This window comes from Komagataeibacter oboediens (genome assembly GCF_018491655.1).
GTDB lineage: Bacteria > Pseudomonadota > Alphaproteobacteria > Acetobacterales > Acetobacteraceae > Komagataeibacter > Komagataeibacter oboediens.
Map to the genome: position 1 here is coordinate 1 of NZ_JABLUU010000034.1, position 10,609 is coordinate 10,609.

At 56.6% G+C, this 10,609-nt stretch carries 12 protein-coding genes and 1 pseudogene; 4 read left to right on the forward strand and 9 right to left on the reverse strand.

Features of this window, described 5'->3' with window-relative positions; translation table 11 throughout:
- Positions 1-207 (forward strand): alpha/beta hydrolase (locus HNO79_RS16010; RefSeq protein ID WP_025812368.1); only part of this gene is annotated, 207 nt, incomplete at its 5' end.
- 301 nt (positions 208-508) lie between these two features.
- Here the strand turns inward: HNO79_RS16010 and HNO79_RS17555 are convergent.
- The 5 genes and pseudogenes from HNO79_RS17555 to HNO79_RS16035 form a co-directional block, all read right to left on the reverse strand.
- Positions 509-667 (reverse strand): annotated as a pseudogene (locus tag HNO79_RS17555) (IS3 family transposase); the annotation flags it as partial.
- Between the two features lie 228 nt (positions 668-895).
- A complete protein-coding gene (locus tag HNO79_RS16020) occupies positions 896-2,230 on the reverse strand; it encodes a Fic family protein (protein ID WP_227001134.1) in 1,335 nt (444 codons plus the stop codon).
- Between the two features lie 633 nt (positions 2,231-2,863).
- Positions 2,864-3,355, reverse strand: coding sequence for a type II toxin-antitoxin system YhaV family toxin (locus HNO79_RS16025; protein ID WP_025812367.1), 492 nt, complete (start codon positions 3,353-3,355; stop codon positions 2,864-2,866).
- Positions 3,356-3,357: 2 nt separating this feature from the next.
- Entirely contained in the window at positions 3,358-3,690 is a 333-nt protein-coding gene (locus HNO79_RS16030) for a type II toxin-antitoxin system PrlF family antitoxin (protein WP_025812366.1), read from the reverse strand.
- 353 nt (positions 3,691-4,043) lie between these two features.
- Entirely contained in the window at positions 4,044-4,970 is a 927-nt protein-coding gene (locus tag HNO79_RS16035) for a LysR family transcriptional regulator (protein WP_227001133.1), read from the reverse strand.
- A gap of 150 nt (positions 4,971-5,120) precedes the next feature.
- On the opposite strand from HNO79_RS16035, the gene HNO79_RS16040 reads away from it, so the two are divergent.
- Together HNO79_RS16040 and HNO79_RS16045 are read left to right on the forward strand one after the other, a co-directional pair.
- Complete coding sequence (locus HNO79_RS16040; protein ID WP_025812365.1) at positions 5,121-5,732, forward strand: FMN-dependent NADH-azoreductase; 612 nt, start codon at positions 5,121-5,123, stop codon at positions 5,730-5,732.
- A gap of 29 nt (positions 5,733-5,761) precedes the next feature.
- On the forward strand, positions 5,762-6,385 hold the full coding sequence (locus HNO79_RS16045; RefSeq protein WP_025812364.1) for a YceI family protein: 624 nt from the start codon (positions 5,762-5,764) through the stop codon (positions 6,383-6,385).
- A gap of 313 nt (positions 6,386-6,698) precedes the next feature.
- Here the strand turns inward: HNO79_RS16045 and HNO79_RS16050 are convergent, their stop codons facing one another.
- The 4 genes from HNO79_RS16050 to HNO79_RS16065 all read right to left on the reverse strand — a co-directional run bounded on the left by HNO79_RS16050 (position 6,699) and on the right by HNO79_RS16065 (position 10,060).
- Complete coding sequence (locus tag HNO79_RS16050; RefSeq protein ID WP_141302641.1) at positions 6,699-7,868, reverse strand: aldo/keto reductase; 1,170 nt, start codon at positions 7,866-7,868, stop codon at positions 6,699-6,701.
- Positions 7,869-8,163: 295 nt separating this feature from the next.
- Positions 8,164-9,273 carry an S-(hydroxymethyl)glutathione dehydrogenase/class III alcohol dehydrogenase gene (locus HNO79_RS16055; protein ID WP_141302639.1) on the reverse strand — a complete coding sequence of 370 codons (1,110 nt, stop codon included), beginning with the start codon at positions 9,271-9,273 and terminating at the stop codon, positions 8,164-8,166.
- Positions 9,274-9,298: 25 nt separating this feature from the next.
- Complete coding sequence (gene frmR / locus HNO79_RS16060) at positions 9,299-9,574, reverse strand: formaldehyde-responsive transcriptional repressor FrmR (protein ID WP_025812363.1); 276 nt, start codon at positions 9,572-9,574, stop codon at positions 9,299-9,301.
- 102 nt (positions 9,575-9,676) lie between these two features.
- Complete coding sequence (locus HNO79_RS16065) at positions 9,677-10,060, reverse strand: winged helix-turn-helix transcriptional regulator (protein WP_025812362.1); 384 nt, start codon at positions 10,058-10,060, stop codon at positions 9,677-9,679.
- Between the two features lie 147 nt (positions 10,061-10,207).
- Between HNO79_RS16065 and HNO79_RS16070 the strand changes: the two genes are divergently transcribed.
- Positions 10,208-10,609 (forward strand): flavodoxin family protein (locus HNO79_RS16070; RefSeq protein ID WP_214165917.1); only part of this gene is annotated, 402 nt, incomplete at its 3' end.

Here is a 10,609-nt window from a genome sequence, read left to right on the forward strand (position 1 = left end):
CCTGTGCTTATTCAGGTGGGAGAAAACGAGGCTTATTTCTCGGACTCTGCCCGGCTTGCTGACCGTCTGGCACAAGCCAACGTGGATGTCAGGCTTCAGAAATGGCCGCGTGTATTTCATGTCTGGCAGGCATGGAGTCCGCTTTTGCCTCAAGCCAGAGAAGCGGTTGCCAGCGCCGCAGAGTTCATCAAGCGTCAGTTGGCATAAAGGACGGAAGTTCGCTCAACATCGATAGATTATTCACAGTGCCTACCGGGCTCTGTAAAATAATTGATTTAACGCCGGTATTTACGGAGACCTGTGGATGCGTGGCGACGTGACAGACGAGGAATGGGCAATCACTGGAGACCTGCTGCCGCCTGGACGTAGCTGTTGCTCACTGTAATGCTTGATGTCCTACGTTTCGGTTGCCTATGGCAAAATATACATGAGCGCGAAGGAAAATAGCACTCGGTATATGTCCGATACGGCCGCTGATGCTCTTATGACCGCGTCAGTCGCCAACCCCAGCAGGCCTCGGAGCTTTTTTTGATAGCACGTCCTGCAGAGCCGCCTTGTTGAGCGACAGGTCCTCGACGATCCGTTTCAACTCCACGTTCCCGTCCTCGCGCTGGCGCAACCGTTTCATTTCGGCCGGCATCAGGCCCGCGTATTTCTTCCGCCAGTTGCAGAACGTTGCCCCCGAGATGCGTGCCTTCCGTTAAACCCGGTAGCAGGTGTGCCCGTGTCCGTGGACCTCAATACAAACGCGATCTGCGCCTTGGTGAACGCCGATGCCTTCAAGAAATTCTCATTATCCTGGATCCGGGATCATAGGTGGAGAATTCCAACCCCAATTTGCCGTGTTTTCGGGGAACTCGTCAAAACATTCGAGGTGGTATAGTCCCTGGGACGCTTAGCCTCTCGGGGCAAATGCGTCCCTGACGGCCTTCACGAATGATGCCCACATCTCGTCCGTTATTCGCGGGTAGTTACGGCGTAACTTCCTGCCCACACTGGCCTCATCGTTCGCGGTTACGGAGCGGATTATCTCGTCTGCCAACCTGTCCGGCATCTCACAAATTTCCTTCAGGTCCAGCCTGGCGTTGTCGTGGTTCCGGAGATACAGCGCCTCATCCCGCATGTGATGGACTATAGTCGTGTTGATGATATCCGCCAAGTAAATGACATGCGGAACATAGTTGGCATATCGCCAAGTAGGCCGAGCCAGGTCCTCGTCAGAAAAGATCAGGTCTGACTCTACGCCGTCGGGATATATCGTGGGCTTGGAGGCGAATGATATGTGGGATCTAATCTGGCTCATTAGGGGAGCGGAAATCTTGTCGAGGACGTCATCATAGGCTCGACGACTGGTTGGGTCGTCATTGATGGCGACGGATACGGGTAAGATGACGTCTTGGGAGGTCGCACCGTCTCGACGCAAAATGTCGTTGATGAGAAACCGGTGCACGCGGCCATTGCCGTCAATAAGTGGATGGACATAGACGAAGCCGAAAGATGCGATAGCAGCACGCATAACTGGTGACTGGTGTTGCGTGCGATCCAAAAATATCTCAATGCCCTCAAGCATGGCGGCCACGTCTTCTGCCGGGGGGGCCAGGTAGTGCACAACCTGCGAGTGATGGGTTGTCTGTCCGACAAAGACAGGAGACTTTCGATACCCGCTGTATGGAATCAGAGCTGTGTCGCCCAAAATGGCTTTCTGAATACTGGCCAGTCGCTGCTCAGATAGAATGCCACTCGCTGCCTGGTGAGCGTCTGAAGCGCCGCCTCCAAGGGAAGGCGGGACGTTGTAACCGGTCCAAGTCGCAATAACTTGAGCAAAACGCTGGATACGATTTGTCGCTCCAGATTCCTTTTCAATGTCAAAGCTCGCCCGACTTTCTCGTGTTGTCAGCCAGGATGCAGAGCGGGACAGCAATTCCGCACCGAACTCCTCAATGATTTCATCATAGTGTCTCGAGATATTGTAATTAAAGGCTTCCACAAGGCGCTTGGAAAGCGGAATGGCTGGGCAGAAAAATCTTGTCCCAGGCATATTGTTGATAACCTTCCACTTGGAGATGCGGATTTCATTCTCCACTACGCTCGCGGCCAGATTCCTGTCACTGTCAAGAACCGGAATGTAAGACCCTCGCAAGTCTGGTGGTTGGACGAGGTCTTCGCCGGTAAGGAACTCATACAGGAACGCAGCACGCCGGGCGTACTGACTGGTGGGTTTGTTGTTCACCCACTCCTGGACAAACCAAGATCCTCCGACGTTAAAGACGCGTGAGAGCAACTCAAGGTTTATGGGCTCATGACGGATGTGAAACTGCAGGTGGTCAGCTATCTTCTCCCCGGGATACATTTGGGGGGGATAGATTTCCGTAATATATGGACCAATGTCTGTAGTACGGCGGTTGGTTCCGATGTAACTTCTGACAGCTAGGCCCCCAAAAGGTTCTACTTCGAAATTCTCTGCGAGCCAGAGTCCCCCGCAAATCATGTTTCCGCCAGCCATCTCACCACCTGTGAAAAACGGGCGACTTTGCCCAAGAACGATGAGCGTAACACAAAAACGATGAAAAATGAGGCGTCAAACGCAAAAAACGTGTAGAAACAGCATGTGCAGGTCGTCCCAACCAGGACTCTCCGTCAAATTCCTTTGGGCCTGCCGGTCAGTTGGTACTCGGCCCATTGTCCGGGGCCCCCGTTGCCGGAACCGGTCGACCCGACATCGATATATCGCCTCGTCGTCATAGCGCTGGGCTATCGCGGCCTGGCTATGCGACGAAGGATCCGGTCACGGACACTCAGGCGTCTGCGCCGGATGTCTAGACCAAAGGGCAGTGCCCACTCTTATGACTTTCAATAATATTCGTCATGGGCCCGAAGGCGAGGTTTTTTCCAGCCTGTCGATTGCGGCCTGATCGGACGCGGCCTCACGAAGCGCGATCCAGTCGTCAGGCGGATCGCCGGCCTCCAGCATCCCTTTGAAAACCCTGTAAGCATCGGTCTTTGCCCCATAGGTCCGCAAAGTCGTTTCATCGTTCACCCATGCGAAGATGATGATTTTCGCGGTCGAGTCATAGCGAAAGAATAAACGGAAACGACCATTACCAAATTTTGCCCGGAACCAGTGCCTGTGCGCGACGCCAAGTGTCGAGCCTTGCCGATAGACGGTTGCGGTCGGATCGGCAGGAATTGTCTGGAATACCAACTTGCTCAAAGCAGCCAGCAGCTTCGTGTTCGCCTCCCTCTGGTATTTTTCAGGCTTTTTTGCCTTCAATACCTCGACCGCGTCGGTCAGCTTTTCCAACTGATCGAGAAAGAGGGGATGCGCCAGAATGGTCCAGCCATTGATCGTAATCACGATTAGAGCGCAACGTCACCGTCAATGCTGGCATCGAGGTCAATGTCCATGTCCCCGACAAGCGCGGCCATGCGATCGCGAAGGTTGGTGGGCAGAGCGGCAACGGATGTACCAGGGTGTTTCTCCATGTCCTCGGCCAGAAATACAAGGAAGCGGTCTATAACTGGGTCGCTTGCCTCGTCCTTAGCCCTCTCGACGTAGACCCGATGCTGATCGTCGATAAAGAAGGCGATACGTCCGCCGTAGTCCACGCCCAAAGCCTGCCGAACGCTTTTGGGAACGGTCGTCTGGCCCTTGGCGGTGATCCTGCTTTCTTCTTTCAGCAGCGCAGCCATGTTTAGATCCCCAATTTACACTCGGGTGTATGTAAGGGAATTTCCTTACCTTGTCAAGCTAGACTACACCTGCCGGTTATCTATTGGGCGATTAGGCGTTAATTTCTGAACACGCTCATAAGCGCAGCTTATTTATTCGTTGCTTGTGACGGGGGCAGAAAACCCCTAGCCGATGCGAAGTGAAGGCTAAAAGTATGAAAAGCTGAGCGGCAGGTGGCGACCAGAGGTACGGGCAACACGGCGCACCTCACGATACTGCAATCATCGCTTCAATGGCGATGATGGTTTTCAAAACATGAGCTTGTAAGAGCAGTGAGATCCGAGCGAGAGGAGAAACTTGCCAGCAGACGGGTTCAACGCCGAATACATCCAGCAGGACAAAGCTTGAGCCGATCAATCAACCACCGACCAGCTGGGCCTGGCGGTTCGGTTGTTGGATAGACTACAGTCATGGGCATATCGGCGCCCCCGTGGGCAATACCCTCGATACGGAGTTCAACCAGTCGGCCGCCGTCAATGTCCGCTCGAACAGTATGAAGTGGCATGCCACCCCAACCCAGACCGCCCAGCAGAAAATGATGCTTGGCATACAGATCGGCAAGCCGCCATGTCAGGGGCGACATGACGCCACGTTCCTTGCCTGCGGACAGGTTGGTGCGGTCGGTCAGCACAAGCTGGACGTGGCGGGCCAGTTCTTCCCGGGGAATGACGCCGTCAATCCGCGCCAGCGGATGATCATGTGCGGCCACGATCAGGAAGCGGATATCTCCCAGCGCCTCGCTGGACATGGATGGGGGAAGGTCGGGCAGGGGGCCTGCAATACCGATACCGGCCCGCCCATCGAGCAGGGGCTGAAACACGCCGCCAAGGGCCTCGACATAAAGCCGCAGGGGGGTGTGTGGAAACGTCTCGCGAAACTTCGCCGCCATGGCTGTCATGCGGTCCATCGGGAAGAACACATCGACTACGACCGACAGTTCCGGCTCCAGCCCGGACGACATGCCTTTGGCCCGCGCCTTCATGAAATCCACGCCCGCGACCACGCCGCGCGCATCGGCCAGCAGAACCCTGCCAGCGACGGTCAACTGTGGGTAGCGGCCCGTCCGGTCGAACAGCATCACACCCATCTGGGCCTCAAGGCCCGCAACCATTTCGCTGACGGCCGATTGTGACCGGCGCAGCAGCCGGGCGGCGGCCGAGAAGCTGCCTTCATCGCTGGCCGCAATGAAGGTGCGCAGTTGGTCCAGTGAGACGCCATCCAGCATGATCCGCCAATCCATCGGTTATTCCGGTATTATATATCGGAATATAGCGGCTTTATAGATACCTGTGTTCATGGGACATGCTGGATCATGTTCAGGGCCATCGGAAACCTGTTTTCAGGGCGCAACAGATGGTCCGTGTCCTGCGCCCCTGCGGAGAAGACCAGCGTGAAGATCCTGCATATCGATTCCAGTATCCTTGGCGAATATTCCTTCAGCCGCCAGCTTTCGGCTGAAACCGTCGCGCGGCAGAAGGCCGAGCATCCCGACGCCAACGTGCTCTACCGCGATCTCGCCGCCGATCCGCTGCCGTACCTGACTGGCGCGCATCTGGCGGCCCGTCAGGGTACTCCCGTGACGGAAGCCACGCTTGAAGCGGATCTGGCGATCGGGAATTCCCATATCGAGGATCTGGCGGCCGCCGACATCATCGTGATCGGCGTACCGATGTACAATTTCTCCATTCCCGCTCAGCTCAAGTCATGGATTGATCGCGTTGTCGTGGCTGGCAAAACGTTCCAGTACGGTGCGGCTGGCCCGGAAGGGTTGCTGCCAGCGGGTAAAAAGGCATTCCTTATCTCGTCCCGCGGCGGGATCTATACTGGCGACAGTCCGGCCGCAGTTCTGGATCACCAGGAAAAATATCTCAGTGCGGTCCTTGGCTTCATCGGTGTGCGTGATGTCGTCTGGATCAGGGCGGAAGGCCTGTCCCTGGGCGCTGAGGCCAAGGAGGCCGCCATTGTCCAGGCCCAGAGCGAAATCGCCCTCGTTCCGGCCTGATATCCTTTTGTGCAACAGGAATATTTTTCATGACCAGACATCATTTCGCGGCATCGGCGCTGGCAGCCATGACTGTTTTCTGCGCGGTTTCCCATGCCACCGCCCAGCAGGTTTCCACGCCCGACCCGTCGGCGGTGAGGGCCGGCACCTATAGGGTCGAGCCGTATCATACGCAGGTCGGCTTCACCCTCTCGCATATGGGTTTCAGCAATTTTTCCGGTTTTTTTAACGGTGTATCCGGCTCGCTTAAAATCGATCCCGCCCATCTCTCGGCCACCAACCTTGATGTCACGATTCCGGTGCAGTCGGTCGACACCACGGTGCCGAAGCTGGATGGCGAGCTGAAAAGCGCGCAGTGGTTCGATGCGAGCCGGTTCCCCAATGCGACGTTCAAGTCCACCCGCATTGTCCAGACCAGTGCGAGCACCGCCGACATTACCGGCAATCTGAGCCTGCACGGTGTGACCCGACCGGTCACACTGAAGGCCCGTCTGGTCGGCAGCGGGACCAACCCGCTCGACAAGATGTTTACGGTGGGTTTTGAAGCGACGGGCACGATTGTCCGCAGCCAGTTTGGCGTCAAACAATACGTGCCGCTTGTGGGTGACGAGGTGACGCTAACGATTGCAGGGGCATTCGAACTGCAACAGTAAATCGTTACAGGCCTTACGATGTGTCGCGCGACATGCGCATTAACGGATCATTTTGTAAAGCCGCCTGTCATCAGGCTGACAGGCGGCCTTTTGTTGTTTCGATTTCGCTTCTGCCCTGTCCGTTATACGCAATGTAGACACGATCGGATTACAGGCTGTTTGAAAAGTTAGATTAGAAAATATCCAGCAATCATAAGGAAGTTTTTGGTGAAGATTTTTTCAAAAAGCGTCAAAGAACACCGCCTTTTTGAAAAAAGGCGGAACCCAAAAACTTTTATTGTTTTTTATCAATGATTTGTTTTCAAATAATCACTTAGCCTTTTGGGGGCGCTTCAACCCCGGACATGCTCAAGATGGCAGGCGGCAGGCGGGCTCCCTGAATATGGACGGCATCTACGTCTGCATTGATCTTCGTCCGCTCGTCTGGCGTGAAATGGATCGCCGCCGCGCCGAGATTTTGCTCCATATGCGCGATTTTCGTGGTGCCGGGGATCGGCACGATCCACGGCTTCTGGGCCAGCAGCCAGGCCAGGGCGATCTGCGCGGGCGTGGCGTTCTTCGCGCGCGCCCAGCGTTTGACCACGTCAACAAGCGCCATGTTCGCCTTGAGCGCGTCCGGCGCGAAGCGTGGAATGATGGCCCGTAAATCATTGGTGAAGTGTCGCGACGGGGTGATGCCCCCTCCCAGGAATCCCATGCCAAGCGGGCTCCAGGCCACGAAGCCGATGCCCAGTTCCTCACATAGGGGAATGATCTCCTGCTCGGGGCCGCGCCACAGCATGGAATATTCATTCTGGATCGCGGTGACCGGATGGACGGCATGCGCACGCCGGATCGTCTGTACACCTGGTTCAGACAGCCCGTAATGCCTGATTTTGCCTTCAGTAATCAGGTCGCTCAGCGTGCCGACAACATCCTCGATCGGCATGGCCGGATCGACACGGTGCTGATAGACGAGATCAAGGTGGTCGGTTCGCAGGCGCTTGAGCATGCCTTCGATCGCAATCCGAATATGCTCAGGGCGGCTGTTGAGGCCGGGCAGTTGCTTTCCGGTCTCTGGATCAATATTGAAACCGAACTTGGACTCAAGGACGACCTTGTCCCGGATACCCTGCAATGCCTCGCCGACCACCCCTTCGGAGAGGAAGGGACCGTAGGCTTCCGCCGTATCGATTAGCGTCACGCCCCGGTCCACCGCGCGCCGAATGAGGGCAATCCCCGTGGCCCGATCTATAAAGCTGCCATAAAAATCCTTGAGACCGCCCGGCGGGTGCCCCGGAACCCACTGGCAGCCGAGACCGATGCTCGATACTTCCAGATCCCTCAACTTGCGACGGGCCGTGACAGGAAGTGATGTGGGCAGTGTCGCGGCCCGCGCCATGCCTGCGGGAACGAGCGATGCAGCGCCAAGCGCCGCACCGAGCGACAATGCCTTGCGCCGGGTTAGGGAGAGCACGTCGCGAGGAGCAGGTTCAGGAGACATGGCTGTCGGTATCCTTCAGGGTTGACGTTTGAAAACAACGAGCGGCTGCATCAGAGGACGCGATCTGCTGATTGCCCTAGTCTGACAGCTTAATCCGAAGTTTCATTTTCAATTAGTCAGGTTAATCCGCATGACGTCATTAGTATGACTAATAAATCAGCCCCGGCTCTCATCCAGTCAACGCGCATTCGCCCCGAAACACAATGCTACCATCAGATACGCAAACCGGATCGGGCAGATGCGCCTTCATCCATGCCGCCATTGGTCAAACCTGGCGGCATGAAAGGGATCGACCTCAGTAGTGAATGACGGAGCGGATGGATTTTCCCTCATGCATCAGGTCAAAGGCGGTGTTGATGTCTTCGAGTGGCATCGTATGGGTTACGAACGGTGCCAACTGGATATCGCCGCGCATCGCATCCTCCACCATCCCGGGAAGCTGGGTGCGTCCCTTCACACCGCCGAACGCTGTGCCCCGCCATGAACGACCGGTGACAAGCTGGAACGGGCGGGTGGAAATCTCCTGACCTGCCCCGGCGACGCCGATCACGATCGACTGTCCCCACCCGCGATGCGCGGATTCGAGTGCCGCACGCATGACGTTGACATTGCCGATGCACTCGAACGTATGGTCGATGCCCCAGTCGGTCATTTCCACCAAAACCTGCTGGATCGGCTTGTCACAGTCCTTGGGATTGAGGCAATCCGTGGCGCCGAATGCCTTCGCCAGTTCGAACTTTTCGGGATTGGTATCAATGGCGAATATCCGTCCGGCTTTCGCCTGCCGCGCGCCCTGGATTACGGCAAGACCGATACCGCCAAGCCCGAAGACCGCGACTGAATCACCGGCCTGTACCTTGGCCGTGTTATGTACCGCACCGATACCGGTCGTCACGCCACAGCCGAGCAGGCAGACATGTCCCGGATTGGACGCCGGATTGATTTTAGCAAGCGAGACTTCAGCGACGACCGTGAATTCGCTGAACGTCGAACAGCCCATGTAGTGATGGATCGGCTGGCCCTTGTAAGAAAAACGTGTTGTCCCGTCCGGCATGACGCCCTTGCCTTGGGTCGCGCGAACTGAGATGCAGAGATTGGTCTTGCCCGATTTGCAGAACAGACATTCACCGCACTCCGCTGTATAGAGCGGAATGACGTGGTCGCCCGGCGCCACGCTGGTTACACCTTCCCCGACTTCGATCACGATCCCGGTCCCTTCGTGTCCAAGCACCGCCGGGAACAATCCTTCGGGATCATCCCCCGACAGGGTAAAGGCGTCCGTGTGGCACACACCTGTATGGGTGATCTGGACGAGCACCTCGCCTGCGCGGGGCGGTTCAACATCGATCTCGACGATTTCAAGTGGCTTGCCAGCCTCGAATGCAACGGCGGCCCGTGATTTCATGATGTTTCCTTCATATTTGGCAGGATCAGCGGAGATAGGACCGGACGAGCGAGACGACCTTCTCGATGGAACCGGAAGCCGCGTCGCGGTCCCCGGCGCACTCGACGAACTCCTCACGCAAATGGCTTTCCAGGATACCCGCCATCAGGCCGTTGGTAGCGCCCCGGATCGCAGCGACCTGTTGTAGCACCGGGCCACATTCAGCCCCTTTCTCCAGAGCCTGCTCTAATGCGTCGAGTTGTCCCCTGATGCGGCGCACCCGTGTCAGGACGCGCTTTTTCTCTTCGGGTGTATGCGGCACGAAAAGGTCACTCCAATTATACTGTCCCTTAGTATCCTTCACATACTCCCATGCAGTATGCAAACAGGCACGGGGAGAGACAGCGACACGATCTTGTGAAGATCACCCGTCGATCCTTTTCCCGTCATAACGGAGCTGTGCTTCCTGAACCTCCTCCATGTGCTGTTCGGCCCAGTGGGTCAGGCTGGCAACAGCCTGCGTCAATGTTTCGCCCAGAGATGTCAGGCTGTATTCGACCGCCACCGGCACCGTGGCATGGACAGTACGCAGGACCAGTCCGTCGCGTTCGAGGTTCTTCAGAACCTGGGACAGAACTTTCTGGGAAATGCCGCCGATCTTTCTCCGGATCACACTGAAACGTGCGCTGCCGTCCCTGAGACAATCAAGAATCAGAAGCGCCCATTTGTCGCCGATCCGGTTCAGCACCATGCGGGTGGGACAGTTTTGAGCATATACGTCGAACGCCGGGTGGGGGCGTGACGGCATTGGTTTCCTTTGAGTAACCATGTGTCCTGCAGGTGCCTTCTTGTCGTGTTTTTAGTCCATGAGTAACTTGGAAAACGAAACTAGGTTTCAATACGAAACCTGGTCTGAAATGTCACTGTGCTACATCGCATTTACAGGGATTTAGGCATGAGCAAGGTTATCGTGGTCTATCACTCGGTCTATGGTCATACGAAGGTGGTTGCCGAGCATGTGGCGCGCGGAGCCGAGGCAAGGCTCGTCGCAATCGACGCGAACGGAGACATCAGTGACGCGGAGTGGACGGCACTGAACGAGGCAGACGCCATCATCATGGGATCGCCCACCTACATGGGCAATGTGAGCTGGCAGTACAAGAAATTCGCCGATGCGACCTCGAAGATATGGTTCACGCGCGGCTGGCAGGACAAGGTTTTCGGTGGCTTCACCAATTCCGCGAGCCCGAACGGCGACAAGCAGGTAGCGTTGATCACCCTGCAGACCCTGGCGTCCCAGCATGGCGGAATCTGGGTCAGCCTGGGCGTTCCCCCGTCGAACACGAAGGCGGCAACC

Excerpts from the sequence above, each read along its gene's own strand:
- HNO79_RS16055 (WP_141302639.1), bottom strand. The coding sequence starts at position 9,273 with ATGAAATCACGGGCCGCCGTTGCATTCGAGGCTGGCAAGCCACTTGAA.
- HNO79_RS16050 (WP_141302641.1), bottom strand. The coding sequence starts at position 7,868 with ATGTCTCCTGAACCTGCTCCTCGCGACGTGCTCTCCCTAACCCGGCGC.
- HNO79_RS16045 (WP_025812364.1), top strand. The coding sequence starts at position 5,762 with ATGACCAGACATCATTTCGCGGCATCGGCGCTGGCAGCCATGACTGTT.
- HNO79_RS16030 (WP_025812366.1), bottom strand. The coding sequence starts at position 3,690 with ATGGCTGCGCTGCTGAAAGAAGAAAGCAGGATCACCGCCAAGGGCCAG.
- HNO79_RS16035 (WP_227001133.1), bottom strand. The coding sequence starts at position 4,970 with ATGGATTGGCGGATCATGCTGGATGGCGTCTCACTGGACCAACTGCGC.
- HNO79_RS16065 (WP_025812362.1), bottom strand. The coding sequence starts at position 10,060 with ATGCCGTCACGCCCCCACCCGGCGTTCGACGTATATGCTCAAAACTGT.